The organism is Sphingobium yanoikuyae (assembly GCF_013001025.1).
Lineage (GTDB): Bacteria > Pseudomonadota > Alphaproteobacteria > Sphingomonadales > Sphingomonadaceae > Sphingobium > Sphingobium yanoikuyae_A.
In genome coordinates this window covers 2,814,731-2,839,802 of the sequence record NZ_CP053021.1, presented here as the reverse complement: position 1 = coordinate 2,839,802, position 25,072 = coordinate 2,814,731, and the positions used below count along the sequence as shown (strand labels likewise).

Below are 25,072 nucleotides of genomic sequence, written 5' to 3'. Positions count from 1 at the left end.
GGCCATGCTTCTCGCGATCGACGCGGGCAACACCAATGTCGTTTTCGCGCTGCTTGACGGGCGTGAGATCAAGACGCGCTGGCGCATCGCCACCGACCCACGCCGCACCGCCGACGAATATGCCGTGTGGCTGAACCAGCTCTTGATGCTGGAAGGCTATGCCATGGCCGATGTCGACGCGGTGATCGTCGCCACGGTCGTGCCGCGCGCGCTCCACAATCTTCAGGTGCTGGCCGACAAATATTTCAAGACGACCGCGCTCGTCGCCGGCCAGGGGCTGGTCGACTGGGGCATCGAACTGGACGTGGCGGAACCCGCCTCGGTCGGCGCCGACCGGGTTGTAAACGCGATCGCGGCCCACCATCTTTACGAGGGCGACCTGATCGTCATCGACTTCGGCACGGCGACGACCTTCGACGTGGTGGATTATCGCGGCGCCTATAAGGGCGGCATCATCGCGCCGGGCATCAACCTGTCGCTCGATGCGCTGGTGGCGGCCGCGGCCAAGCTGCCCCGCATCGCGATCGCCCCGCCAGAGAACCGATCGGTTATCGGTCGGACCACGGCCGACGCCATGCTGATCGGCGTCTTCTGGGGCTATGTGGCGATGATGGAGGGGCTGGTTGCCCGGATGCGGGCCGAGATCGGCCGCCCGACCAAAGTGATTTCGACCGGAGGACTCGCTGTCCTCTTCAATGACAATAGCGATATTTTCGATGCGATCGCGCCCGACCTGACGATCCAGGGCCTCGCATTGCTGTACGAACGGAGTTTACAGACAGAATGACACCCAAGGACGAGCTGCTCTTCCTGGCCCTCGGCGGCTCGGGCGAGATCGGCATGAACGTCAATCTTTATGGTTGCCAGGGCAAATGGGTCATGGTCGATCTCGGCCTGACCTTTGCCGACCCGCTTTATCCCGGCGTCGAACTGGTGTTGCCCGACCTTGCCTTCATCGAGGAGCGCAAGGACGACCTGCTCGGCATCGTGCTGACCCATGGCCATGAAGACCATATCGGCGCCATCCCCTATCTGGCGGCGGACCTAGGCGTGCCGCTCTATGCCACGCCCTTCACCGCGGGCCTGATCCGGCTGAAGCTGGAGGAAGAGGGCCTGACCAAGGAGGTCAAGCTCCACGTCATCGAGAATGAGGGCAGCTTCAATCTCGGTCCGTTCGGCTTCCGCTACGTGCCGCTGGCCCACTCGATCCCGGAAGGTAATGCCGTCCTGATCGATACGCCGCACGGCCGCATCTTCCACACCGGCGACTGGAAGCTGGACGCCGCCCCGCTGCTCGGCCAGCCCTCGACCCCGGAGGAACTGACCGCGATCGGCGACGAAGGCGTGCTGGCCTTGGTGTGCGACAGCACCAATGTCTTCAATCCAGAACCATCGGGTTCTGAAAGCACCGTGCGCGATGGCCTGATGCAGACCGTCGCAGCGGCGAAGGGCCGGGTGCTGGTCACGACCTTTGCCTCCAACGCCGCGCGCGTGCAGACGCTGGGCGAGGTCGCGGCCGCCACCGGGCGCAAGCTGTGTGTCGCCGGCCGCTCGCTCGACCGCATCATCAGCACCGCCAAGGCCGCCGGCTATCTCAAGGATTTCCCGCCGCTGATCGACTGGGACGATGCGATGGACCTGCCGCGTTCGGAGGTGATGTTCATCGCCACCGGCGGCCAGGGCGAGGCGCGTGCCGCGCTGTCGCGCATCGCCTTTGACAGCCACCCGATCAAGCTGGCCGAGGGCGACACCGTCGTCTTCTCGTCCAAGCAGATTCCGGGCAATGAAATCGCGATCGGCCGCATCCAGAATGCGCTGGCGACCAAGGGCATCATCATGGTGACCGACCGCCAGGCCGAGGTCCATGTTTCGGGCCATCCGGGCCGCCCGGAACTGGAATCCATGTATCGCTGGATCCGCCCCGCCATCCTGCTGCCGGTCCATGGCGAGCGTCGCCACATGGCGGAGCAGGCGCGGCTTGGCCTCGCCACCGGCATCCCCGATGCCGTGGTCCAGTCGAACGGCGACCTGCTGCGCCTGGCACCGGGCAAGCCGACGATCATCGGCCATGAGGATACCGGCCGTCTGGTGCTCGACGGCGATGTCATCCTGCCCGCCGACGGCGCGACCATGAACGAGCGGCGCAAGCTCGGCCTGCACGGCCAGATCAGCGTCGCCGTGGCGCTCGACGCGAAGAACCGCCTGATCGGCGAACCCGTGCTGCGCACCCAGGGCGTGCCGGTGGAGGAAGACAAGGACGCCTTCCTCGCCGAAGCGGCCGAGGAGGCTGCGGCGGCCGTCGCCAAGGGATCGATGGAGCAGGAAGCCCTGCGCGAACGGCTGCGGCTCGCCGTGCGCCGCACCGCCACCCGCTGGACCGGCAAGAAGCCGATCGTCGACGTGCTGCTGATCCGCGCATGATATGAGAGTGCCGTTCGCCATCCTGCGGGAGCAAGGCGAACGGCGCTTTCGCTGACAGCCGGAAGCCTTTAGGCTCAGGCAGATCAAGATTGAATCGTCATGGCGAGCGAAGAAGCGCCGCAATGACGGGAGAGGATAGGGGTATGCGCTGCAATAACGGGCCGGCCGGATGAACTGGTACGCCATCTTCGCCATCTATGTGCTGTTCTGGGTGATCAGCGCCTTCCTCGTCCTGCCCTTCGGCCTGCGCACGCCCGACGAGACGGGCGAGCTACTGCTGAAGGGCCAGGCGGACAGCGCCCCCAGCAACTTCCGCCCCGGCCGCGTCATGCTCCGCGCCACCCTGCTCTCGGCCGTCCTGTTCGGCCTCTATTATGCCAATTATGTGCAGGGCTGGGTCACGATCGACAACATCCCCGGCCTCCATCCGCCACGCTGAGCGGGGATGACGGAGTTGGGTTGGAACAAGACATAGCCCCTCCCTTCCAGGGAGGGGTTGGGGTGGGTGGCGAGCGTAGCGAGCTTCTGCCCTATCGACCGTAGACCGCCGCTACGCGGCGCACCCACCCCCAGCCCCTCCCTGAAAGGGAGGGGAGTAGGAAACGTCCGCAAGTGGTCGCTAGATTCCATCCTCAATCCCGTCATGCCGGGCTTGACCCGGCATCCCGCTTTTCTTGCTTTGCGAGCGCGAGCCGACCAAGGCCGCACACCCTCTGTCCTATTCGGCCCGTTCATGATCTACTCCGGCCATGAACAGCCGTCCCCCTCACGCAAACATGTCCGGAATTGTCGCGCCGCTGTCGCGTCCCTGTCGCCTGACTGTCGCGTCGGTGGTGCGGGACGGTGATCCTGATCGTGGCCCAACACTCGCGCCACAGGCGCGTGACAGGTGCAAAAGGCCCTAAATCGCCCGACGACACTGTGAACTTCGGACCGAAATAAACTGTCGCGTCATCAGCCCAGTCGGCCGATCCTCAAACCGGCAAATTCGCGCTGTCCTACACAGCGCCTCTCCGCCACTATGCAGACGGCTCTTTGACCTGTCGGACATGCCCGCGCGCCGCGGAAGGCCGATCTTACCGCTTGCGCGTCAACTCCCGCATCGCATCGTCCAGCCCCTCCAGCGTCAGCGGATACATGCGCTCGTTCATCAGGTCGCGGATGATGCGGGTGGACTGGCTATAGCCCCAATGTTCCGCCGGCGCGGGGTTGAGCCACACGGTTGCGGGATAGGTATGGGCAACCCGCTGCAGCCAGACGGCACCGGCTTCCTCGTTCATATGCTCCACCGACCCGCCCGGATGGCTGATCTCATAGGGGCTCATCGCCGCGTCGCCGACGAAGATCACCTTATAATCATTGCCATATTTGTGCAGCACGTCCCAGGTCGGCGTGCGTTCGGCAAAGCGGCGGCGATTATCCTTCCACACGCCTTCATAGAGGCAGTTATGGAAGTAGAAGAATTCCATATTCTTGAATTCGCTGGTCGCGGCCGAAAACAGCTCCTCGCACAGCTTGATATGCGGGTCCATCGATCCGCCCACGTCCAGGAACAGCAGCAGCTTGACCGCATTGTGCCGCTCGGGCCGCATCCGGATGTCGAGCCAGCCCTGCCGCGCGGTGCCGCGGATCGTGGCGTCCAGGTCCAGTTCGTCGGCCGCCCCCTCCCGCGCAAAACGCCGCAGCCGGCGCAGCGCGACCTTGATGTTGCGGGTGCCGATCTCGCGATTGCTGTCCAGATTGGCGAATTCGCGCTTTTCCCACACCTTGATCGCGCGCTTGTGTCGGCTTTCTCCGCCGATCCGCACGCCCTCGGGATTATAGCCGCCATGGCCGAAGGGGGATGTGCCACCAGTGCCGATCCACTTGCTGCCGCCCTGGTGGCGCTCCTTCTGCTCCTCCAGCCGCTCCTTGAGCGTCTTCATGATCTCGTCCCAGTCGCCCAGCGACTTGATCTTCTCCATCTCCTCGGGGCTGAGGAACTTCTCCGCGACCAGGCGCAGCCATTCCTCGGGTATCTCCGCCTCGACCCCGTCCTGGCCCAGCAGTCCCTTGAACACGCGGGCAAAGACCTGATCGAACCGGTCGATCAGCCCCTCATCCTTCACATAGGTGGCGCGGGCGAGATAATAGAAATCCTCCGGTCGCCGCTCGATCACGTCGCGGTCCAGCGCCTCCAGGAGCAGCAGATGCTCCTTGATGCTGGCGGGGATGCCGGCGGCGCGCAGCGCGTCGAGGAAATTGAGCATCATGGTGCCGATCTTGTCGGCCAGCGCGCGAGGGGATGCAAGCGCCGGGCGGATCGCATTGGCGAAATATTAAGTGTTGCGCCGCACGGTAAACAGTTCAGTATTCATTGTGACAGTTAAGTTGCGGGGGCGGCTTGGAAAACGGAGAATTGTTGGCTGACCTGGGGGAACGGTCGGGCGACATAGCATTGCAATGCAGCGAAACCGCTGGATTTCTGGGCGAAGTGAACCGCCGGATCCAGGGCGATTCGGCGCGCCTGTCGGACTTGCAGGCAAACATGCAAACGCTGACCGCCAGCCAGAATGAGAGCGTGGCCGCCGCCCAGGAACTGAGCCTCACCGCCGGGCGCGCCGGACGCATCATCGCCGAGGGGCATGATGTCATCACCCTGTCGCTGGGCGAGGTGGCGGGGCTGGTCGAACATGTCACCGGCCTCGAAGGCCATCTGCGCCAGTTCCTGCAGGTGATCGAGGCGGTGGGCGGCATTTCCGACCAACTCGGCACGATCGCCCGCCAGACCCGCCTGCTGGGCGTCAACGCGGCGATCGAGGCGGCGCGCGGCGGCGAGGCGACGATGGGCTTTGCCGTGGTGGCGGAGGAAATCCGGCGGCTTGCCGAGCAGGCGGCCGAATCCTCGGCCTCGGTCGGCAGCAAGCTTGGCCAGCTCGACCGCGATGCCCGCCATCTGATCGGGGGGGTGGAGGCGAATATCCAGCGCGGCCGCGACGTCGGCACCCATATCGACCAGCTGCGCCTGTCCATGGCGGAAATCGCCTCACTGGTGACCCAGTTCGGCGAGCGATCCAGCGCGATCGTCGCCTGCACCGACGAGGCGGACGCCCATGTCGCGGCGCTGGACCAGGGGCTGGCGCTGTTCGGCCGCTCCTCGACCGAGAGCGCGGGACGTGTCGACATGGCCCGCGACAAGATCGAGACGCTGGAGAGCCTGGCCAACGACATGCTCAACACCGCGGCGCAGAGCAGGCTGCGGACCCGCAACAGCCATTATATCGCGCTGGCCGAGGATGGCGCGGCGGAGGTCGCGGCGCTGATCGAGGATGCGCTGGCCCGCGGCGAACTGTCGCAACAGGCGCTGTTCGATCGCAGCCATCGACCGATCGCGGGGTCTGAACCGACCCAATATCAGACCGGTTTCACCGCCTATGCCGATCTGCGGGTGCGGCCGTTGCTCGACCGCCATACCGCGAAGGACGCGACCATCATCGGCTGCTGCCTGATCGACATGGACGGCTATCTGCCCACCCATATCAGCGCGCGCAGCCAGCCGCAGCGGATCGGCGACCCGCGCTGGAACATGGAACATGCCCGCAACCGGCAAATCTTCATGGATGCCCAGACCCGCCGCGCGCTCGACGGCGACGACGACTTCTACCTCTTCACCTATCGCCAGAATCTGGGGGAGGGGCGCTATCGGGCACTGCGCAGCGTGTTCGTGCCGCTGCGTTTCGCCGGCCGCCGCTGGGGCCTGTATGAGGTCGGCTATCTGATCTGATCGACGCGCCTTATGCCGTGGATCAGCGAGACCAGCACGAAGGAGATGATCATCAGCAGATACCAGGCGCCCAGCTTCATCAGGCTGACCATCTCCCAACCGTGGCGCTGGCTGGGGTAGGTCCAGGCATTGGCGAAGGTGCCGATATTCTCCGCCAGCCAGATGAACAGCGCAACCAGGAAGAAGCCGAGCAGCAGCGGCATCCGCCGTGCTTCCCGCCAGGGCGTGAACCATATCCAGCTGCGTCCGAACAACAGGATGGCGCCCACGAACAGGGCGATCCGCACATCGGGCAGCCAGTGATGGGCAAAGAAATTGACATAGACGGCGCTCGCCAGCAGCACCGTCGCCCAGACCGGCGGATAGCGGCTGAAACCAAAGTCGAAGATGCGCCAGACCCGCGCGATATAGCTGCCGACGGCGGCATACATGAAGCCGGAAAAGAGCGGCACGGCGCCGATATGGAGCAGGCTTGCCTCCGGATAGACCCAGCTTCCCGCATGGGTCTTGAACAATTCCATGATCGTGCCGATCAGGTGAAAGGCGCAGATCACCAGCGCCTCGCGCGGACTTTCCAGCCGCAGGGCCAGCATCGCGATCTGGATCGCGACTGCGGCCAGGGTCAGGAAATCATAGCGATGCAGCGGCGCGCCGGCGGGATAGAATAGATGGGTCGCGAGCAGCAGGGCCAGCATCAGTCCGCCGAACAGGCAGGCCCAGCCCTGCTTGAAGCTGAATAGCAGGAATTCATAGGCCCAGGCGCGTGGCCCCGCCGCGACGCGGACCGATTCCAGATGGGCGCGTATCCGCGCAAAGCGGGTCGCGCCCGTGGGGTCGTTCATGTTCCCATGTCTAGCGCGCCATGGCTCGGACGCCAATCATTCCGGCCCCGACGAAAGGGCTTTGCAGCGCGCGCATGATCGTTAAGCTGACGGAACGACAAAAAAATGAGGAGAGGCTGCCGATGGCGGGACGGCGATGGACGCGGGGTGTGGCTTTGGCGCTGCTCGGCGCGTCGGGCGCGGCGCTGGGGACCGATACGCCCCAGCAGGCCCAGGACGAGATCGTCGTGATCGCCGCCCGGATGAAGATCATCAACATCGAATATGCGCTTCGTGGCCCCTGGCTCAAGGCCTGCAATCTCGACGGGACGACCGGCACGCCGGCCGCCGACCGGGCGATCTGCATGTTGCTGCAGCAATGCCTGCTTGACGGGAAGATAAGGCGCGAAGAGGCCAAGCAATGTGTCAATGCCCGGATCGATGATCTCGCCAATCATCGGGGTACCCTGCCTGCACTGGTGAGCGAGGCCGCACTTGAAACCGCCCCTGCCGGGCAGGATGCACAAGCGGACGAAGCCGAAAAATCCGACGCGATCATCGTCACCGGCGCGCGCCATGCCATCAATCCTGGCCTGTGGCGCTTTACCGAGATTGGCACCTATGTAAGCAGCATATCCGGACATCATCCTCCCGGCACCCGCCAGTGGGAGGCCTGCATTCCCGACCGCCGCGATGACCTGGCGATCCGCTATGCCGTGGAGGGGCCGCCCCGGCCGGCTGGGGCCGGTGGCCCGCATGGATGCCGCCAATGGCGGGTCACTGTGTCAGGGCGCAAATTCGAGGGGCGACTATATTGCGGCCGTGCGCATGGCGGCTTTTCCTATGGCAGGATGAACGGAACGGTCACGGGCGATGCGCTGGAGGCATCTGCCGAACACAAGACGGTTGGCGGACGCGGGCCGCGCGGGAAGGGGCCTGAGAAGCCTCGCTTCTTCGGGAGCCTGAAGACCGAATTGTCGGGGGAGCGCGTCGGCGTGTGCCCCGGTCGCTGATCGGAAGCGAAAGGGCGCTCCGGATAATGTCCGGAGCGCCCAGGATTTTCTAAAACCGCCTCAGTTGGGCTTGCGTGCCCCCTGGCTGATCGTCACCTCGCCATTGGCGGCATAGAGTGCCGTGGCTTCGGCCTGGGCGGTCTGGGGATCCTTGCCGTCCAGGATCGCGGCGATCTGACGGCCGCTGGGCACCTTGTCATAGACGCCGTAAAGGTCAGTCTGGCCGACCATATGGATCGACAGTTGATAGCCAAGGTCGCGGGTGGCGGGATCGAAGGCGAGAACGGTGCCGCTATCGTCGACCGGCACGATGATCGCGCCATCGCTGCGCCCCGTCTGCTGCAGCATGTCATAGCTGCCCTGTGCGGTCTGGACGGTGCCGCGAATGCACAGATTGTCCTTGCCCTCGCGCGGGATGCGGACCTCCTGCGGCACAGGCTGGCCGGCGGTGCCGCTTGGCACGGCCTTGGTCAGGCGCGCGTCGCCGCCATCGCCGGTCGGGCAGGCGCTGAAGCTGGCGGGGCTGGTCTCGTGCAGGCTTGTCGCATCGTCGAATTTCAGGCCGGCCAGCATGCCGTCCAATCCGGCCAGCACCTCGGCGCGGCGTTCGGTCGGCCCTGTGACGCGCAGCTTCACCATCCAGCGTCCGGCATGGGCAAAGGCGGCCGCCGTGGTCAGCGCGCCATCGGCGGCATCATCATAGACGGCGCGGATGGCCGTGCCCGCGCGGGCGCCGGCGGCGACGCTGTCATAAGCGGTGCGATGGGTCTTGCCGCCAAACCGCTCCATCACCGCCTTGTCGGTCATGTAGGCGGCGAGTGAAGCGTCGGCATAGGCGGGCAGATAGACATAGAGGGTCGCCTGGATGGCGCCATCCTGCGAAATATATTGGGCGTAATTGTCGATGCCCTTGCCGCCGTTCGATACTTCGCCGCTCTTGGTCAACGACAGGCTGGCGACCGTCTGCGGCAGGCTGATGCCGGCGGCGGTGGCACTTATGGCAGTATCACTGGGCGTCCATGCCTCGATATCGTCCGCCGCCTGCGCCAGCGAGGGCAGGGCTAGGCAGAGGGCCATCGAACATAGGAACAACGCACGTCGGGGCATTGGCATCCTCTCTCTCGATCCAGACCGTCTTGGCGCGGCCTTGAATGACAGAGGATCAGGAAATCACGGATTCCGCAGGGGCGCAAGCCGCCTTCACGCTGCCAGTGTTATTTGCCCCGGAAATTGCGACAATTGCGGGCCGTGACAGGCCCATTGCGGCGCAGCATCGGTCCGGATGACGCCTTCGGCCACGACAGAGCCGGGTGCGGTCAATGTCAGGATCGCGATTCGGCCAGGTTGGACGGCGGCCTCAGCGCCCCTGGCGTCGTGCCATGAAGGCCAGGCGCTCGAACATCATGATGTCCTGCTCATTCTTGAGCAGCGCGCCGTGCAGTGGCGGGATCGCCTTGGTCGGATCGGCATTCTGCAACACGTCGAGCGGCATGTCCTCGTTCAGCAGCAGCTTCAGCCAGTCGAGCAATTCGCTGGTGCTGGGCTTCTTCTTGAGGCCGGGCACTTCACGAATGTCGTAGAAAATGTCCATCGCCCGGCTGACCAGCATCTTCTGGATGCCGGGGAAATGGACATCGACGATCGCCTGCATCGTCTCGCGATCCGGGAACTTGATATAGTGGAAGAAACAGCGGCGCAGGAAGGCGTCGGGCAATTCCTTCTCGTTGTTCGAGGTGATGATGACGACCGGCCGTTCCTTGGCCGCGACCGTCTCGCCGGTTTCATAGACATGGAAGGCCATGCGATCGAGTTCCTGCAACAGGTCGTTGGGAAATTCGATATCGGCCTTGTCGATCTCGTCGATCAGCAGGACGGGCAGGGTGGGGGAGGTGAAGGCCTCCCACAGCTTGCCCTTGCGGATATAGTTGGCGATGTCATGGACCCGCTCGTCGCCCAGCTGGCCGTCGCGCAGGCGGGCGACCGCGTCATATTCATAGAGACCCTGATGCGCCTTGGTCGTCGACTTGACGTTCCATTCGATGAGGGGGGCGTTAATGGCCTTGGCGATTTCCTGGGCCAGCACGGTCTTGCCGGTGCCCGGTTCGCCCTTCACCAGCAGCGGCCGGCGCAGCAGCACGGCGGCATTGACCGCGACCTTCAGATCGTCGGTGGCGACATAATCCTGGGTGCCTTCAAAGCGCATGGCTCTCTTCCGCTCCATCATTGCTGGAGGACCGGACTAGGCAAAGCGGGATTGGGGCGCAACGCGTTTGTGCGTTGCGGCAAGCGGTGGGGCGATGGATCAGGCCGGCTGTTGCCGGCGGATGGCGGCGCGCGCCTCCAGCACATCCCACAGGCCACGATGCTGGGCCAGGAGTTGGCGCATGCCGAACTGGATCGCGCGATCAACGGCCGGATCGCCACCAATGGCGCGCGCCACGTCCAGCGTTGCCCGATGATCGGGCAAAGAGCAGGGAACCGGTTCGATGCCCGCACGAAGCGCGGCAATGTCCAGCAGCTTGCGCACGGCGCGCCAGTCCAGCACCAACGCGATCGCTGAGCCCATGGCGCAACCGCGCCGGTCGGACTGGGCCAGCATGTCGAGCGCATGGCGCTGCTGACTGACGATGGTTTCGCAACTGCTCTGGCCCGCCGTGCTGGGGGCGGGGCCGGCGGCCACGGTGACCTGGGTCAGATAGGCGCGCTCCCGCGCAAAGGCGTCGGCGGCCTCGATCAGCCAGCGGCGTGCGGCATTGTCGACCGAGCGGGTGGCCGCGTGATCGATCACGCCAGGATGGCGACCATGGAGCAGGCAGAGATAATAGGCGGCATCGGCAAGGTCGGGCAGGCCAAGGCCATCGCGCGAGCGGGCATCCTGGCTCGCCTGGGCCAGATAGCTGTGGCTATAGCTGCCATCGGCCCGAACCAGCATGTCCAGGATTTGCGCAATATCGTCGCCCCGGCGCAGCGCCGTCACTTCGCTCATAGAAATTTCCCTGTGGCAACGGCGTAAGGGGCGCCGCTGGGCACAATCTAGGGCAAGGTGCGTAAACGCCGGGTTAAACTTGTCGCTTCGGCTGGTCGCAAATGTGGCACCAATGGTCTAGGCCATTATGGTTAACAAATGATGCTATCGTCTTGAAAAACAAAAGGCCCGGCTGGAATGTCCGGCCGGGCCCTTGTTTGAAGCGATAATCTGACCGGATTTACTGGTCCAGGAAGCTGCGCATCTTGCGGCTGCGGCTGGGGTGCTTCAGCTTGCGCAGCGCCTTCGCCTCGATCTGGCGGATACGCTCGCGGGTCACGCTGAACTGCTGGCCCACTTCCTCCAGCGTATGGTCGGTGTTCATGCCGATGCCGAAGCGCATGCGCAGCACACGTTCCTCGCGCGGGGTCAGGCTGGCAAGGACGCGGGTAACCGTTTCCTTGAGGTTTGCCTGGATCGCGGCATCCACCGGGATGATCGCATTCTTGTCCTCGATGAAATCGCCGAGGTGGCTGTCTTCCTCGTCGCCGATCGGCGTTTCGAGCGAGATCGGCTCCTTGGCGATCTTCATCACCTTGCGGACCTTTTCGAGCGGCATCGACAGGCGCTCGGCCATTTCCTCCGGCGTGGGCTCGCGGCCCTGCTCGTGCAGAAACTGGCGGCTGGTGCGGACCAGCTTGTTGATCGTCTCGATCATGTGGACCGGGATGCGGATGGTCCGCGCCTGGTCCGCGATCGAACGGGTGATCGCCTGACGAATCCACCAGGTGGCATAGGTGCTGAACTTGTAGCCGCGGCGATACTCGAACTTGTCCACCGCCTTCATCAGGCCGATATTGCCTTCCTGGATAAGGTCCAGGAACTGCAGGCCGCGGTTCGTGTATTTCTTGGCGATGGAGATGACGAGGCGCAGGTTCGCCTCGACCATTTCCTTCTTGGCGATGCGGGCCTCGCGCTCGCCCTTCTGCACCATATTCACGATGCGGCGGAATTCGCTGAGCGACATGCCGGTCGCCTGGGCGATCTCGCTCACTTCGTTGCGGATGCGCTCGACGGCGCGGCCTTCGGCAGCGGCAAAGGCAGCCCATTTCTTGTCGAGGCCCTGCACCTTTTCCAGCCAGGCATCGTCCAGTTCATGGCCCATATAGCGCTCGAGGAAGTCCTTGCGGCTCACCTTGTGGCGCTCGGCCAGGCGCAGCATCTGACCACCCAGCGCGGTCAGGCGCCGGTTATAGGCATAGAGCTGGTCGACCAGATATTCGATCTTCTGCTGGTGGAACTGGACGCTCTCGACCTCGGCGGTCAGCTGCTCGCGCAGCTCATGATAGCTGTCCTCAGCCTTCTGGCTCAGGCTCTCGCCGTTCGCCATGGCGACCATGCGCGATTCCTGGGCCTTGGAGAAGGCGCGGAAGATTTCGGTGATGGTCGCGAACTTCTCCAGCGCCATCGGCTTCAAGGTTTCTTCCATCTGGGCGAGGGACAGGGTGTTGTCCTCTTCCTCGTCCTCCTCGCGGCGGGCGCGGGGCGCACCATCCTCGTCCTCGTCGCCGTCGGCGGATTCCTCCTCCGGCTCTTCCTCTTCCTTGAAGCTGGGGCCAGCGGTCTTCTCGCTGATCTCGCCATCATCATCCTCGGCGCCTTCCTCCATATTTTCAGGAGCAGGATCCTTGGACAGCATGGCGTCGAGATCCAGGATCTCGCGCAGCTGCATCTCGCCATTGTTGAGCGCGGTCGACCATTCGATGATCGCGTTGAAGGTGGTCGGGCTTTCGCACAGGCCCAGGATCATCGTGTCGCGACCGGCCTCGATGCGCTTGGCAATGGCGATTTCGCCCTCGCGGCTGAGCAGTTCGACGGCGCCCATCTCGCGCAGATACATGCGCACGGGATCGTCGGTGCGATCGACCGTTTCCTTCTTCTTCTCGGTGACGAGCTTGGGGCCGTCATCGTCGCTCGAATCATCGTCGGCGTCGTCGGCTTCCTCGCGCTCGCGCTGCTCGTCGCCGTCTTCGCTCGCCTCTTCATTCTCGACGATGTTGACGCCCATCTCGTTGAGCGCCGACATAATGTCCTCGATCTGTTCGGAGGACATCTGGTCCTGCGGCAGGGCGTCGTTCAGTTCGTCATAGGTGATGTAACCGCGCTTCTTCGCGCGGGCGATCAGCTTCTTGACGGACGCTTCGTTGAGGTCGAGCAGGGGGGCATCGCCATCCTCGCCATCGCCCATCCCGCCATTCTTGCTGTTCGCCTTGGTCGCCATCTATTCGCCTTAACTCCGTCGTCCCAACAGGAACGAGCCTCAATCAAACAATGTCTTCGGACTGCGCCAGTTCCGCCAGGCGGCTGTCGTGATCGGCTTTCAGCGCGCGGATGCGCTGCTGTTCAGCGAAATTCTCTTCGCTGAAGTCGCTCTCGAACCGTCTAGTAGCCTCCGCCAGCGCCGTTTCCAGCTCCGGTCCTTGCGCCATCACCCGGATGGCCTCGTCCAGGTCGCGTTGCACGCGACTGGGGTCGGTTGTCATCCTATGTGGGGTGAATGTGAACGTATCGGCCCGGAGCATCCCCTTAGCCATATTATACAAGTCACCTTGCCCCAATATGGTAAGGAGGGCCTGCGTTTCAACTGTTTCTTTGCGGAAGGATGCGGCGATCATCGCATCCAGCAATCGCGCCAGCGCGGGATCGCCGATTCGCAGACCTGACAGCGTCTCGCGGTGCAGGATAATCTGCTCCGGATCGCGCAGCAGGCTGGCCAAAATCGCGCGCAGCAACCGATGTTCCATGCCGCTCGCACCGATCTCCCGCGCCTCGTTGCCGGCGGGCGGGATGGGCGGCTTCCAATTGCCCTTCTTGTCGCGCTGCCAGCCGGCGCGGCTGCCACCGCCACCGGAGCCGCGCGGGGCACGCTGGCCGCCGCCAAACCGATCCGGCCGGGCAAAGAAGAGCGCGTCATAGCGCTCCCGGAATGCCTGGGCATAGAGCGCGCGGACATCGGGATGCTGGATCGAGTCGCTATGGGCGGCCAGCCGCTGCTTGAGCGCCGCCTTCTGTTCGGGCGTGTCGAGCGGACCGACTTTCTGCTCATGCTCCCACAGGCGATCGACCAGCGGCTGGGCGCCAGCCAGCACCGCGTCCATCGCGCGCGGCCCCTCGGCGCGGAGCAGGTCGTCGGGGTCTTGCCCGGCGGGCAGGGTGGCGAAGGCCAGGCTATGGCCGGGACGCAGCAGGGGGAGGGCGCGGGTCGCCGCGCGGATCGCCGCCTTCTGCCCGGCCGCATCGCCGTCGAAGCACAATATCGGCACCTCGACCATCTTCCACAGTCGTTCGATCTGATGTTCGGTCAGCGCCGTGCCGAGCGGCGCGACGGCGTCGCCGAAACCGGCCTGGGCCAGCGCGATCACATCCATATAGCCCTCGACCACGATCACCCGGCCGCTTTGCCGGCTGGCGGGGGAGGCGCGGTCGATATTGTAGAGGGTACGCCCCTTGTCGAAGAGCGGGGTGTCGGGCGAGTTCAGATATTTGGGTTCGCCCTGGCCGATGATCCGGCCGCCAAAGGCGATCACCCGGCCGCGAATATCGCGGATCGGCAGCATGAGGCGACCGCGGAACCTATCGTACGTGTCACGTTCGCCGTCAGGGTCGATGAGCAAGCCGGCCTCGACCAGCATCGGCTCACCAAAATCGCGCAGCGACGTCTTGAGCTTCCCGCGCGAATCCGGCGAATAGCCAAAGCCAAACGTGCGCCGGGTTGCATCGCTGATGCCGCGCTTGGCGAGATAGGCGCGGGCGTCGCCGCCGTCGATGCCGCCAAGCTGGTCCTCGAAGAAGCTCTGCGCCGCCGCCATTGCGTCATGCAGCCCCTTGGTCTGCTCGGCGCGCTTGGCTGCGCGCGGATCGGCGGCGGGCACTTCCATGCCGGCGGTTGCCGCCAGTTCCTTCACGGCCTCCATGAAGGGCAGGCCGCGCTGGTCGGTCATCCAGCGGATCGCATCGCCATGCGCGCCGCAGCCGAAGCAGTGATAAAAGCCCTTCTCGTCGTTGATCGTGAAGCTGGGCGTCTTCTCGTTATGGAAGGGGCAGCAGGCCTTATACTCGCGGCCCGCCTTCTGCACCTTCACGGTCTTGCCGATCAACGTCGAAAGCGACGTCCGCGCGCGCAGCTCGTCCAGCCATTGGGGCGTGAGGGTCATCTAATTAAAGCCCCTCCCTTCCAAGGGAGGGGTTGGGGTGGGTGATCTTCTGCCTTTCCGGCATGGCGCGGGCGCGATCCAGAATGACGCTCAGCACGCCTTCCAGATTATCCCGAATGTCGATGTTGGAGAAGCGCAAAACCAGATAGCCCTGATGTGCAAGGTCAAAGTCTCTATCTCGATCCTTGATAGCATCATGGCTATCATCATCGACTTCTATGATGAGGCCGAGGAGGGGGCAGAGAAAGTCGCAGATATAGGGTTCGATCACGGCTTGTCGGCGGAATTTGAAGCCGTCCAGCTGGGAACCGCGTAGGGCGCCCCAAAGGCGGCGTTCATATTCCGTGGGCTCGCGCCGCATCTTGCGCGCAAATTGACCGAGTCTCGCATTGATGCGCAGCGCCATCACCCACCCCAACCCCTCCCTTGGAAGGGAGGGGCTATTATGTCAGTATCGCATGCGCGTGTCAGCCCGGTGCTAACTCAGCTCAGCGCCGCCTTCACCAGCCCGCTCGCCTTGCTCATGTCGATCACCGCGCCATGGCGTTCCTTGAGCACGGCCATCACCTTGCCCATGTCCTTGACGCTTTCCGCGCCGATCTCGGCCTTGATGCCCTCGATCGCGGCGCGGGTCTCGTCCTCGCTCAGCTGCGCAGGCAGGAAGGTTTCGATCACGTCCAGCTCGGCCTGTTCCTTGGCCGCCAGTTCGTCGCGGCCACCGCTCTTGAACATGTCGATCGATTCGCGGCGCTGCTTCACCATCTTCTGCAGCACCTCGACCACGACTGTGTCGTCGTCGGGCACATTGCTGGCGGTGCGCAGTTCGATGTCGCGATCCTTGAGCTTGGCCAGGATCAGGCGCACGGCAGCCAGGCGATCCTTGTCGCCGGCCTTCATGGACTCCACTTGGGCGCTCTTGATGGTGTCGCGAATCATGGGCGAATTAATCCTGTTTCTCGGGAAAGGAGTAGATATAATGCGAAAAGAGATTTTTAACAGACGTTGACCTTCACGCGTTGCGGGAATAGGTGACCGGCCGTTTAACCCGCACCAGACGGGTTCCCGCAAAAGCATAAAGGACCGCAGACCATGGCTGACGCCAAGACCCTCATTGTGCCCAAAGGAGCGACAGGGGTATTGGTTTTTGCCGATGGCTCCGCCGTCTTCGGTCGCGGCTTCGGCGCGGTCGGCGACGCGGTCGGCGAACTCTGCTTCAACACCTCGATCACCGGCTATCAGGAGATCATGACCGATCCCTCCTATGCCGGGCAGATCATCACCTTCACCTTCCCGCATATCGGCAATGTCGGCACCAATCTCGACGACGTCGAAGCCGACAGCCCCTATGCGCTGGGTTGCATCGTGCGCCAGGACGTCACCGCGCCCAGCAATTTCCGCAATGTCGAACCGTTCGACCAGTGGATGAAGGACAAGGGCCGCATCGGCCTCGCCGGTGTCGACACCCGCGCGCTGACTAGGCTGATCCGCGAGAAGGGCGCGCCCAACGTCGTCATCGCTTATGATCCCGACGGCAATTTCGACATCGCCGCGCTCGCGGCCAAGGCGGCCGCCTGGCCGGGCCTTGAAGGCATGGACCTCGCCATCGAAGTCACGGGCAAGGAAAGCCGCCTGTGGAAGGACGGCATCTGGACCATCGGCCATGGCTATGGCCTCAATGAAGCGGGTGATGAACGCCCCCATGTCGTTGCCATCGATTATGGCGCGAAGAACAACATCTTCCGTAATCTGGTGAAGGCCGGCGCGCGCGTCACCGTGCTGCCCGCTACCGCGACCTTTGACCAGGTCAAGGCGCTCAATCCCGACGGCGTGTTCCTGTCGAACGGCCCTGGCGATCCGGCCGCGACCGGCGACTATGCCGTGCCGGTGATCCAGCAGGTACTGGCCGCCGACATCCCCGTCTTCGGCATCTGCCTTGGCCACCAGCTTCTGGGCCTGGCCGTCGGCGCGAAGACGATCAAGATGCATCAGGGCCATCGCGGCGCCAACCATCCGGTCAAGCGCCTGTCGGACGGTCTGGTCGAGATCACCAGCATGAACCATGGCTTCGCCGTCGATGTCGACACGCTGCCGGCCAATGCGCGCTCGACCCATGTCTCGCTGTTCGACGGCAGCAATTGCGGCATCGAACTGACCGACAAGAACGCCTTTTCGGTCCAGTATCACCCCGAAGCCTCGCCCGGCCCGCAGGACAGCTTCTACCTGTTCAAGAAGTTCGTCGATGGCCTCAAGGGTGCGGTCGCCGCGTGAGCCAGAACCTGCCCCCGGTTGACGAAGCGCGCCTCGCCGCAGAGTGGGAGGCGGACCGTGAGGTTCTCGCCAACCTGAAGCGCAATGGCGACGTCGCGCGTCTCGCGCGACCCGTGGATGTCAGCTTCCGGGGCAGCGAGAAGGATTTCGAGCGCGTCCTGACCATCGCCAGCCAGTTCGGCTTCGTCGAACTGGACCGCGAGGAAGATGAGGAAGGCGACCTGTTCCTGTTCCTGGAATGCGTGCAACCGGTCGACGAAGCCTCGATCCGCGCGCTGACCCGCAAATGCCTCCAGATCGAAATCCTCTGCGGCGTCGAATATGACGGCTGGGGCTGCGAGGCGCAGGCGGGAGGCGTGCATTGACCGCCATTATTCAAATTGTGCGCGTGAGCGCCTTCAACTGTAAATCAGAGGCCAAATAATGCCCAAGCGCACAGACATCTCCTCCATCCTCATCATCGGCGCTGGTCCGATCATCATCGGCCAGGCGTGCGAGTTCGATTATTCGGGCACGCAGGCGGTCAAGGCGCTGAAGGAAGAGGGCTATCGCATCATCCTGGTGAATTCCAACCCGGCCACCATCATGACCGACCCGGAATTTGCCGACGCGACCTATGTCGAGCCGATCACGCCCGAAATCGTGGCGAAGATCATCGAGAAGGAGCGGCCCGATGCGGTGCTGCCGACGATGGGTGGCCAGACCGCGCTGAACACCGCGCTGGCGCTGTTCAACGACGGCACGCTGGAGAAATATGGCGTCCAGATGATCGGCGCCGACGCTGAAGCCATCGACAAGGCGGAGGACCGGATCAAGTTCCGCGATGCCATGGACAAGATCGGCCTGGAATCGGCCCGCTCGCGCATCGCCCACACCATGGAAGAGGCGATGGAAGCGCTGGAGTTCACCGGCCTTCCCTCGATCATCCGTCCCAGCTTCACCATGGGCGGCACCGGCGGCGGCATTGCCTATAATCGCGACGAGTTCATGAACATCGTCCGCGGCGGCCTAGATGCCTCGCCGACCACCGAAGTCCTGATCGAGGAATCGCTCCTCGGCTGGAAGGAATATGAGATGGAAGTCGTGCGCGATCGCAACGACAATTCCATCATCATCTGTTCGATCGAGAATGTCGATCCGATGGGCGTCCATACCGGCGACTCCATCACCGTCGCGCCGGCGCTGACGCTGACCGACAAGGAATATCAGATCATGCGCAACGCCAGCCTGGCGGTGCTGCGCGAGATCGGCGTCGAAACCGGCGGTTCCAACGTCCAGTTCGCGGTCAATCCCAAGGATGGCCGCCTGGTCGTCATCGAGATGAACCCGCGCGTGTCGCGCTCTTCGGCGCTCGCGTCGAAGGCGACCGGCTTCCCGATCGCCAAGGTCGCTGCGAAGCTGGCCGTCGGCTACACGCTCGACGAGATCGAGAATGACATTACCGGCGCGACCCCGGCCTCGTTCGAGCCGACCATCGACTATGTCGTGACCAAGATCCCGCGCTTCGCCTTTGAAAAGTTCAAGGGCGCCGAGCCGCTGCTGGGCACCGCCATGAAGTCGGTCGGCGAAGTCATGGCGATCGGCCGCAACATCCATGAATCGATGCAGAAGGCGCTGCGCGGTCTGGAAACCGGCCTGTCCGGCTTCAACCAGGTCGATCATCTGGTCGGCGCGCCCAAGGACGACATCATCGCCGCCCTGGCACAGCCGACGCCCGATCGTCTGCTGGTCGCCGCGCAAGCCCTTCGTGAAGGTCTGACCGTCGCGGAAATCCACAATATCGCCAAGTTCGACCCCTGGTTCCTGGAGCGCCTGAAGGAAATCGTCGAGGCCGAGAATGAGGTGCTGGAACATGGCCTGCCGCGCGATGCGGATGGCATGCGCCGGCTCAAGGCCATGGGCTTTTCCGACAAGCGTCTCGCCTGGCTGGCGCTCAAGTCCGCCAATCTGCGCGGCAATGAGCGCGGCGTCGCGCGCGGCAGCGGCCTGATCCACGATGCTGTCGTCGCCATGACCGGCGGCGTGACCGAGGATGAAGTGCGCAGCCTGCGCCACAAGCTGGGTGTGCGTCCGGTGTTCAAGCGCATCGACACCTGCGCCGCCGAGTTCGAGGCGAAGACGCCCTACATGTATTCGACCTATGAAGCCCCGATCTTCGGTGAGCCGGAGAATGAGGCGCAGCCCAGCGATCGCAAGAAGGTCGTCATCCTGGGCGGTGGTCCCAACCGCATCGGTCAGGGCATCGAGTTCGACTATTGCTGCGTCCATGCCTGCTTTGCGCTGAGCGAAGCCGGCTATGAGACGATCATGGTCAACTGCAACCCGGAAACCGTGTCGACCGACTATGACACGTCCGACCGCCTCTATTTCGAGCCGCTGACGGCCGAAGACGTGCTGGAAATCCTGCATGTCGAAATGTCGAAGGGGACGCTGGCCGGCGTGCTGGTGCAGTTTGGCGGCCAGACGCCGCTCAAGCTCGCGCAGGCGCTGGAAGATGCCGGCATCCCGATCCTGGGCACTAGCCCGGACGCGATCGACCTGGCCGAGGATCGCGAGCGTTTCGCTGCGCTGATCGACAAGCTGAAGCTGCGCCAGCCGGCCAACGGCATTGCCCGCAGCCGCGAGGAGGCGATCGCGGTCGCCAATCGTATCGGCTATCCGGTTCTGATGCGTCCTTCCTACGTCCTTGGCGGCCGCGCCATGGAAATCGTCGACGGCCAGGCCCAGCTCGAAGAATATATCACCACCGCCGTGCAGGTGTCGGGCGACTCTCCGGTGCTGATCGACCAGTATCTGCGTGATGCGGTCGAGGTGGACGTCGACGCGCTGTGTGACGGCGACGATGTGGTCGTCGCCGGCGTGTTGCAGCATATTGAGGAAGCCGGCGTTCACTCCGGTGACTCGGCCTGCTCGCTGCCGCCCTACAGCCTGTCGGACGAGGTGATTGCCGAGATCGAGCGTCAGACCGAAGTGCTGGCCCGTGCCCTGTCGGTCCGTGGCCTGATGAACATCCAGTTCGCGGTCAAGGATGGCATTGTCTATCTGATCGAGGTCAATCCGCGCGCCAGCCGGACCGTGCCCTTCGTCGCCAAGGCGATCGGCACCCCGATCGCCAAGATCGCCTCGCGCGTCATGGCCGGTGAGAAGATCAAGGATCTGCCCAAGATCGATCGCAACGCGATCGACCATGTCGCGGTCAAGGAAGCCGTCTTCCCGTTCAACCGCTTCCCGGGCGTCGACCCCGTGCTCTCGCCGGAAATGAAGAGCACCGGCGAAGTCATGGGCATCGACAGCAATTTCGCCACTGCCTTCGCCAAGGCGCAGCTGGGTGCGGGCACCGTGCTGCCGACCAGCGGCACCGTCTTCGTGTCGGTCAAGGACAGCGACAAGCCGGTGATCCTGCCAGCGGTGCAGAAGCTGGCGGGCATGGGTTTCACCATCATCGCGACCGGCGGCACCGCCACCTATCTGGAAGGGCAGGGGATCGCCGTCGAGCATGTGAACAAGGTGGCCGAAGGCCGTCCGCACATCGTCGACCGGATCACCGATGGCGACGTGCAGCTGATCTTCAACACCACCGAAGGCTGGCAGTCCCTGAAGGACAGCAAGGCGATCCGCACCAGTGCTCTACGCGCAAAGATTGCAAGTTTCACCACCGCGACCGCCAGCGTCGCTGCGGCGGACGCAATCGAGGCTTTGCGGGACCGCGCCCTTGAAGTGCGCTCGCTCCAGTCCTATTATCCTGGGTCGCACGCCTGATCCCCTTCACCAGGAAGCATGCTGCGGGTGGCGCCACGTTCGGCGCCGCCAAAGGGAAGTTTTGACGAAGGATTTGCAATAATGGCGACCGTCGAGAAGATGCCGATGCTGCAGGTGGGCTATGACAAGCTCAATGCGCAGCTCCGCGAACTGAAGGCCGAGCGCCCTCTGATCGTGGACGCCATCGAGGAAGCTCGTGCCCACGGCGACCTGTCGGAAAATGCCGAATATCACGCCGCCAAGGAACGGCAGGGGCAGGTCGAGGCAACGATTTCCGACCTGGAAGACAAGCTGTCGCGCGCCCAGATCATCGATCCGACCACCCTGTCGGGTAACAAGATCGTGTTCGGCGCGACCGTGACCCTGCTGGACGAGGACGACAAGCCGGTCAAATATCAGATCGTGGGCCAGGCCGAGGCGGATGCCAAGGCGGGCATGATCAGCTATAACAGCCCGCTGGGCCGTGCGCTGATCGGCCGCGAGGTCGGTGACGAGGTGGAAGTGTCGGTCCCGTCGGGCGACAAATTCTACCTGGTCGACAAGATCGCGTTCATCTGATCCCGTGAAACTGCCTGCCGGACGCACGACCAACGCGATCGCGCTGGTCACGTTCGTCCTGTTCCTGTTGCTGCTCGCAACCGGGCAGATCGACAATGCGGCCTTGCTGGGCGGGTTCATGCCCGCCCGCATTGGCAATCCCGGCCTGCTGGACGGCATGGCGGCGGTGCCCTGGTGGCTGACGCCGCTCAGTTGCACCTTCGTCCATGCCGGCTGGCTGCATATCGCCTTCAACCTGCTGATGCTGCTTTTCTGCGGGCGGCAGGTCGAGCATGTGCTGGGCCGCACCGGCACGCTGATCCTCTATGTCGTCGGTGCCTATGCCGCCTGCTTCGCGCAATGGGCGATCACGCCGGAATCGATCAATCCGATGGTCGGGGCGAGCGGCGCGATTTCCGCGATCATCGCCACCTATGCGCTGCTTTACAGCCAGCAACAGGTGCGGCGGATCGGGCCGTTGTCGGCCAATTTCGTGCGGGTGCTGTGGCTGGCAGCCGCCTGGATCGCGATCCAGTTGATGATCGGCGTGGCGACGGCGGGGGGATTGGGCGATCTGGGTCAGATCGCGATTGCCGCGCATATCGGCGGCTTCCTTGCAGGGCTGGCCTTGACCCGGCCCTTGCTGCGCTGGCGGTTCCGCAAACGGCCCCAGGCTATCAATTGATCGTTCGATAAACTGTGTTCGGGCGAAACCGGGGCATGATCCGGTCTCGCCCGAAACAGGCCATCAGGCTGCCGGCAGCTCAGGCTCCAGCAAGCGGTGCAGATGGACAATCACATAACGCATTTCGGCGTCATCGACGGTGCGCTGCGCCGCGCCGCGCCAGGCCTTTTCGGCCGAGGCATAGTCGGGGAAGACGCCAACCAGGTCGACCTTGCTCAGGTCCTGGAATTCCAGCGTCTGCGGGTTGGTTACGCGGCCGCCCATCACCAGATGCATCTTGCTCATGGCGTTATATGTTCTCCTTTGACTGATCGCGGTGCCTTAGCATCGTCCCTGCGATCCGCCAAGGAAAGCGGCCTTTGTGTCGATTGCGTTTGCGGCAATCGCGATTAGCTTTTCGGCAATCGCGCCTTGATCGCGTCGCCCAGCGCCTCGACGCGGGTGGAGACGAGCGCGACCAGTTCGTCCGCTAGCTTCGATGCCTTGCCGCCAAGATCGGCCGATGCCGCAGCGTCACGGGCCGCTGCAGCGGTGTCGCTGGCGCTTTCCTTGGCGCTCGACAGCGCATGGCTTGCCGTTTCGCGGGCCTTGCTGAGCACTTCGCCAGCATTGTCCCGCGCACTGGCCAGCGCTTCGCCCGCATTGTGGCGCAGCGACTCGCTATTCTCGCTCGCGGCCGTGCGGGCGGTGGCGGCCGCCTCCAGCACGCGCGCGCCGGCGGTGGCGGCCAGGCCCGGCAGCGCCTTCATCACCTTCCGGCTCTTGGGGAACATCCAAGCGATGACTGCGCCGGCCGCGACCGCGCCAGCGACTGCCGCCACCGGATGTTCCTGAATGATCTCGTTGGCGCGGGCAGCGACCCGCTGGCCCCGGTCGCGCGCGTCGCCATAGGCTTCGCTCGCCTTGTCCTTGCCGGTCTGGATCAGTTCGCCGGCGCTTTCGCGCGCCTTGCCGGTGCTGTCCTTGATCATGTCGGTTGCGCTGCCGGCAGCGTCATTGGCCGCTTCGCGGACGCGGGTCAGTTGGGCGCGGATGTCAGCCATCATCAATCTCCGAAATTTCCGTGTTACGGTTCCTCAGTCGAACGAACAGGCGTCCGAAAAGTGCCGTGAGGGGGCGGCGGAAGAGAAACAGGACGATGCCTGTTGCGGCGGCGCCGGTGGCAACCGGCCGCTGGCGCACTTTGGCACCGACATAGGCGACGCCGTCGAGCGCAGTCGCCGTGATCTTGGCCTCGGCATCGGCCTTCAGCCGATCGGGCGCGATACGCGCCTGGGCATCGGCAAGGCTCAGGACCGCCTTGCTGCGCAGATGCGCCGCGCGTTCGGTCGCTTCGAGATAGGCCTGTTCCCGGCTCATGACTTGATCGTCTTCAACATATGGCTGATCTGTCCCTTGGCCAGCAGCAGCAGCAGGACGGCGATCAGTACGGCGCCGCCGAACACCGCCAGCGTTGCCCAGAGCGGCCCGATCATCGCGGACAGCGCAATCACCAACCCGATCAACAGGGTCACGATCGCGGCGAACAGCAGCATCAGGGCCACGATCCCCAGGATCGCGGCATTGCGGATGCCGGCGCCAGCAATGCCGGCGCGCAGCTTCTGGCGCTCGACCTCCGCCTGCGCATAGGCGCGGCCATCGGTGTAGAGGCGGGCGAATGTCGCGCGGACAGACCCCTCATTCCCCTCGGTCTGCGGCGTTGCCACCGTATCCGCTGGTTCCTGCGTCAATTGCCCCTCCGCCCCGTCAACCGGGGCCTGCGGTTAGCCGTCACGATAATCCTGTCTTGCGTTCGTCAGGCGTCGCTGTCGGACGATCCCTTGGCCAGGCGCATCAGCACGAAGCCGACCACGGCGGCCGCGCCGATGGCAACGGCCGGGCTCTTGCGCACGAAATCACGCGCCTCGGTCATCAGCTGGTCGACATCCTTGCTGTCCAGCGTATCTGCGGCACTGGCCACCGATTCCGCTGCCTGGCGGGCATAGTCGCCATATTGCGGGCCCAGCTTCGCATCGACCGTGCCGGCGGTGTCCGCAATCAGCTTCGACAGGCTCTGCATCGCCGAACCGGTCTTGTCCTTGGCACTGCTCGCCGCAGACTTTGCGGTCTTGCCGGCCTGTTCCTTGATCGGGTCGATATGCGCCTTCCAGTCGACCGAATTGATCTTGTCGGTTGCGGCCTTGGCGGCCTTTTCGGCCTGCGCCTTGATCGGCGCAATCTGTGCGGACCAGCCATGGGCTGCCCCGTTTCCGGGCTTTGCGGGCGCCTTGCGGGTGGCGGCCTTCTTCACCGGCGCGGCCTTGACGGCCGGGGTGGAGGCCTTGGTCGACGCCGGCTTCGCCTTGGCGGCAACCGCCTTCTTCGCGCGCTTGACGGGCGGGGTTTCCGGGGTGTCGGCCATTGTCCAAAGTCTCCCTAAAGCTCAACCTCATGGTCCCGCGCGAGGCGGGCTGTCATGATCCTAATGCTTGGCGGCGGCCTACAGTTCCGGCGCCGTTACTATTTTGAGCATCGGCATTTTTTGTCCGATGGCAAGTCCCCCGGATTGCCAAGTTTGGGGCTGCTGGCTAAGCGGGGCCGCGAAAAGGCCGCCCGGCGCGTGTCCGGGCCCAGATCAGGGAGCGAT

At 64.1% G+C, this 25,072-nt stretch carries 24 protein-coding genes; 10 read left to right on the top strand and 14 right to left on the bottom strand.

The features are described 5' to 3' along the window. Window positions 1–4: 4 nt before the first annotated feature. The 3 genes from HH800_RS13830 to HH800_RS13820 all read left to right on the top strand — a co-directional run bounded on the left by HH800_RS13830 (window position 5) and on the right by HH800_RS13820 (window position 2,860). Window positions 5–787 (top strand): type III pantothenate kinase, encoded by a 783-nt coding sequence (locus tag HH800_RS13830; RefSeq protein WP_017501777.1) that lies wholly within the window; start codon window positions 5–7, stop codon window positions 785–787. Beyond that, window positions 784–2,421, top strand: coding sequence for a ribonuclease J (locus HH800_RS13825; RefSeq protein WP_169861429.1), 1,638 nt, complete (start codon window positions 784–786; stop codon window positions 2,419–2,421). Before HH800_RS13830 ends, HH800_RS13825 begins: the two co-directional genes overlap by 4 nt. A 169-nt stretch (window positions 2,422–2,590) precedes the next feature. Then, complete coding sequence (locus tag HH800_RS13820) at window positions 2,591–2,860, top strand: DUF1467 family protein (protein WP_007714730.1); 270 nt, start codon at window positions 2,591–2,593, stop codon at window positions 2,858–2,860. A gap of 637 nt (window positions 2,861–3,497) precedes the next feature. Here the strand turns inward: HH800_RS13820 and HH800_RS13815 are convergent. Further along, window positions 3,498–4,673 carry a vWA domain-containing protein gene (locus HH800_RS13815; RefSeq protein WP_169861428.1) on the bottom strand — a complete coding sequence of 392 codons (1,176 nt, stop codon included), beginning with the start codon at window positions 4,671–4,673 and terminating at the stop codon, window positions 3,498–3,500. Between the two features lie 146 nt (window positions 4,674–4,819). On the opposite strand from HH800_RS13815, the gene HH800_RS13810 reads away from it, so the two are divergent. After that, the gene (locus HH800_RS13810) at window positions 4,820–6,184 is read left to right on the top strand and encodes a methyl-accepting chemotaxis protein (protein WP_029547663.1); all 1,365 of its coding nucleotides are present in this window, start codon (window positions 4,820–4,822) and stop codon (window positions 6,182–6,184) included. Here the strand turns inward: HH800_RS13810 and HH800_RS13805 are convergent. Beyond that, window positions 6,172–7,026, bottom strand: a complete 855-nt coding sequence (locus HH800_RS13805) for a DUF817 domain-containing protein (RefSeq protein WP_169861427.1) — start codon at window positions 7,024–7,026, stop codon at window positions 6,172–6,174. The genes HH800_RS13810 and HH800_RS13805 overlap by 13 nt on opposite strands. Window positions 7,027–7,148: 122 nt before the next feature. On the opposite strand from HH800_RS13805, the gene HH800_RS13800 reads away from it, so the two are divergent. Beyond that, window positions 7,149–8,018, top strand: coding sequence for a DUF3617 domain-containing protein (locus HH800_RS13800; RefSeq protein ID WP_169861426.1), 870 nt, complete (start codon window positions 7,149–7,151; stop codon window positions 8,016–8,018). 60 nt (window positions 8,019–8,078) lie between these two features. Here HH800_RS13800 and HH800_RS13795 read toward each other — a convergent pair whose 3' ends face one another. The 7 genes from HH800_RS13795 to HH800_RS13765 form a co-directional block, all read right to left on the bottom strand. Then, window positions 8,079–9,125, bottom strand: coding sequence for a hypothetical protein (locus tag HH800_RS13795; protein ID WP_169861425.1), 1,047 nt, complete (start codon window positions 9,123–9,125; stop codon window positions 8,079–8,081). 250 nt (window positions 9,126–9,375) lie between these two features. Continuing rightward, window positions 9,376–10,221 carry an AAA family ATPase gene (locus HH800_RS13790; RefSeq protein ID WP_010337204.1) on the bottom strand — a complete coding sequence of 282 codons (846 nt, stop codon included), beginning with the start codon at window positions 10,219–10,221 and terminating at the stop codon, window positions 9,376–9,378. Window positions 10,222–10,320: 99 nt separating this feature from the next. After that, on the bottom strand, window positions 10,321–11,004 hold the full coding sequence (locus HH800_RS13785; protein WP_169861424.1) for a DUF6975 family protein: 684 nt from the start codon (window positions 11,002–11,004) through the stop codon (window positions 10,321–10,323). Window positions 11,005–11,224: 220 nt separating this feature from the next. Then, entirely contained in the window at window positions 11,225–13,264 is a 2,040-nt protein-coding gene (rpoD, locus tag HH800_RS13780; protein ID WP_004211766.1) for an RNA polymerase sigma factor RpoD, read from the bottom strand. Between the two features lie 43 nt (window positions 13,265–13,307). After that, window positions 13,308–15,197, bottom strand: a complete 1,890-nt coding sequence (gene dnaG / locus HH800_RS13775; protein ID WP_169861423.1) for a DNA primase — start codon at window positions 15,195–15,197, stop codon at window positions 13,308–13,310. 4 nt (window positions 15,198–15,201) lie between these two features. Further along, complete coding sequence (locus HH800_RS13770; protein ID WP_125987307.1) at window positions 15,202–15,603, bottom strand: endonuclease domain-containing protein; 402 nt, start codon at window positions 15,601–15,603, stop codon at window positions 15,202–15,204. Between the two features lie 77 nt (window positions 15,604–15,680). Then, on the bottom strand, window positions 15,681–16,133 hold the full coding sequence (locus tag HH800_RS13765; protein WP_004211770.1) for a GatB/YqeY domain-containing protein: 453 nt from the start codon (window positions 16,131–16,133) through the stop codon (window positions 15,681–15,683). Between the two features lie 153 nt (window positions 16,134–16,286). Here HH800_RS13765 and carA point away from each other — a divergent pair, with 153 nt between their 5' ends. The 5 genes from carA (at window position 16,287) to HH800_RS13740 (ending at window position 22,446) form a co-directional block, all read left to right on the top strand. After that, the gene (gene carA, locus HH800_RS13760) at window positions 16,287–17,465 is read left to right on the top strand and encodes a glutamine-hydrolyzing carbamoyl-phosphate synthase small subunit (protein ID WP_097382632.1); all 1,179 of its coding nucleotides are present in this window, start codon (window positions 16,287–16,289) and stop codon (window positions 17,463–17,465) included. After that, on the top strand, window positions 17,462–17,830 hold the full coding sequence (locus HH800_RS13755) for a ribonuclease E inhibitor RraB (protein ID WP_169861422.1): 369 nt from the start codon (window positions 17,462–17,464) through the stop codon (window positions 17,828–17,830). Before carA ends, HH800_RS13755 begins: the two co-directional genes overlap by 4 nt. A gap of 58 nt (window positions 17,831–17,888) precedes the next feature. Further along, window positions 17,889–21,224, top strand: a complete 3,336-nt coding sequence (gene carB, locus HH800_RS13750; protein WP_010337195.1) for a carbamoyl-phosphate synthase large subunit — start codon at window positions 17,889–17,891, stop codon at window positions 21,222–21,224. An 81-nt stretch (window positions 21,225–21,305) separates the two neighbouring features. After that, window positions 21,306–21,782, top strand: a complete 477-nt coding sequence (greA, locus tag HH800_RS13745) for a transcription elongation factor GreA (RefSeq protein ID WP_004211784.1) — start codon at window positions 21,306–21,308, stop codon at window positions 21,780–21,782. A gap of 4 nt (window positions 21,783–21,786) precedes the next feature. Further along, complete coding sequence (locus HH800_RS13740; protein ID WP_069335868.1) at window positions 21,787–22,446, top strand: rhomboid family intramembrane serine protease; 660 nt, start codon at window positions 21,787–21,789, stop codon at window positions 22,444–22,446. Between the two features lie 63 nt (window positions 22,447–22,509). Here the strand turns inward: HH800_RS13740 and HH800_RS13735 are convergent, their stop codons facing one another. The 5 genes from HH800_RS13735 to HH800_RS13715 form a co-directional block, all read right to left on the bottom strand. Further along, window positions 22,510–22,731 (bottom strand): DUF4170 domain-containing protein, encoded by a 222-nt coding sequence (locus tag HH800_RS13735; protein WP_004211788.1) that lies wholly within the window; start codon window positions 22,729–22,731, stop codon window positions 22,510–22,512. Between the two features lie 104 nt (window positions 22,732–22,835). Further along, window positions 22,836–23,489: a hypothetical protein gene (locus tag HH800_RS13730; RefSeq protein ID WP_004211790.1), complete on the bottom strand. Its 654-nt coding sequence runs from the start codon at window positions 23,487–23,489 to the stop codon at window positions 22,836–22,838. After that, window positions 23,482–23,805 (bottom strand): hypothetical protein, encoded by a 324-nt coding sequence (locus tag HH800_RS13725; protein ID WP_169861421.1) that lies wholly within the window; start codon window positions 23,803–23,805, stop codon window positions 23,482–23,484. Before HH800_RS13725 ends, HH800_RS13730 begins: the two co-directional genes overlap by 8 nt. Continuing rightward, window positions 23,802–24,176, bottom strand: a complete 375-nt coding sequence (locus HH800_RS13720) for a phage holin family protein (RefSeq protein WP_097382636.1) — start codon at window positions 24,174–24,176, stop codon at window positions 23,802–23,804. Before HH800_RS13720 ends, HH800_RS13725 begins: the two co-directional genes overlap by 4 nt. Window positions 24,177–24,241: 65 nt before the next feature. Continuing rightward, window positions 24,242–24,847, bottom strand: a complete 606-nt coding sequence (locus HH800_RS13715; protein WP_037507498.1) for a hypothetical protein — start codon at window positions 24,845–24,847, stop codon at window positions 24,242–24,244. Window positions 24,848–25,072 lie beyond the last annotated feature (225 nt).

Bases quoted from the DNA above. Each gene is read 5' to 3' on its own strand.
- HH800_RS13715 (WP_037507498.1), bottom strand. From the start codon at position 24,847: ATGGCCGACACCCCGGAAACCCCGCCCGTCAAGCGCGCGAAGAAGGCG.
- HH800_RS13770 (WP_125987307.1), bottom strand. From the start codon at position 15,603: ATGGCGCTGCGCATCAATGCGAGACTCGGTCAATTTGCGCGCAAGATG.
- HH800_RS13805 (WP_169861427.1), bottom strand. From the start codon at position 7,026: ATGAACGACCCCACGGGCGCGACCCGCTTTGCGCGGATACGCGCCCAT.
- rpoD (WP_004211766.1), bottom strand. From the start codon at position 13,264: ATGGCGACCAAGGCGAACAGCAAGAATGGCGGGATGGGCGATGGCGAG.
- HH800_RS13785 (WP_169861424.1), bottom strand. From the start codon at position 11,004: ATGAGCGAAGTGACGGCGCTGCGCCGGGGCGACGATATTGCGCAAATC.
- HH800_RS13815 (WP_169861428.1), bottom strand. From the start codon at position 4,673: ATGATGCTCAATTTCCTCGACGCGCTGCGCGCCGCCGGCATCCCCGCC.
- HH800_RS13735 (WP_004211788.1), bottom strand. From the start codon at position 22,731: ATGAGCAAGATGCATCTGGTGATGGGCGGCCGCGTAACCAACCCGCAG.
- carA (WP_097382632.1), top strand. From the start codon at position 16,287: ATGGCTGACGCCAAGACCCTCATTGTGCCCAAAGGAGCGACAGGGGTA.
- carB (WP_010337195.1), top strand. From the start codon at position 17,889: ATGCCCAAGCGCACAGACATCTCCTCCATCCTCATCATCGGCGCTGGT.
- HH800_RS13800 (WP_169861426.1), top strand. From the start codon at position 7,149: ATGGCGGGACGGCGATGGACGCGGGGTGTGGCTTTGGCGCTGCTCGGC.
- HH800_RS13765 (WP_004211770.1), bottom strand. From the start codon at position 16,133: ATGATTCGCGACACCATCAAGAGCGCCCAAGTGGAGTCCATGAAGGCC.
- HH800_RS13730 (WP_004211790.1), bottom strand. From the start codon at position 23,489: ATGGCTGACATCCGCGCCCAACTGACCCGCGTCCGCGAAGCGGCCAAT.
- HH800_RS13790 (WP_010337204.1), bottom strand. From the start codon at position 10,221: ATGCGCTTTGAAGGCACCCAGGATTATGTCGCCACCGACGATCTGAAG.
- HH800_RS13830 (WP_017501777.1), top strand. From the start codon at position 5: ATGCTTCTCGCGATCGACGCGGGCAACACCAATGTCGTTTTCGCGCTG.
- HH800_RS13795 (WP_169861425.1), bottom strand. From the start codon at position 9,125: ATGCCCCGACGTGCGTTGTTCCTATGTTCGATGGCCCTCTGCCTAGCC.
- HH800_RS13825 (WP_169861429.1), top strand. From the start codon at position 784: ATGACACCCAAGGACGAGCTGCTCTTCCTGGCCCTCGGCGGCTCGGGC.
- dnaG (WP_169861423.1), bottom strand. From the start codon at position 15,197: ATGACCCTCACGCCCCAATGGCTGGACGAGCTGCGCGCGCGGACGTCG.
- greA (WP_004211784.1), top strand. From the start codon at position 21,306: ATGGCGACCGTCGAGAAGATGCCGATGCTGCAGGTGGGCTATGACAAG.
- HH800_RS13725 (WP_169861421.1), bottom strand. From the start codon at position 23,805: ATGAGCCGGGAACAGGCCTATCTCGAAGCGACCGAACGCGCGGCGCAT.
- HH800_RS13820 (WP_007714730.1), top strand. From the start codon at position 2,591: ATGAACTGGTACGCCATCTTCGCCATCTATGTGCTGTTCTGGGTGATC.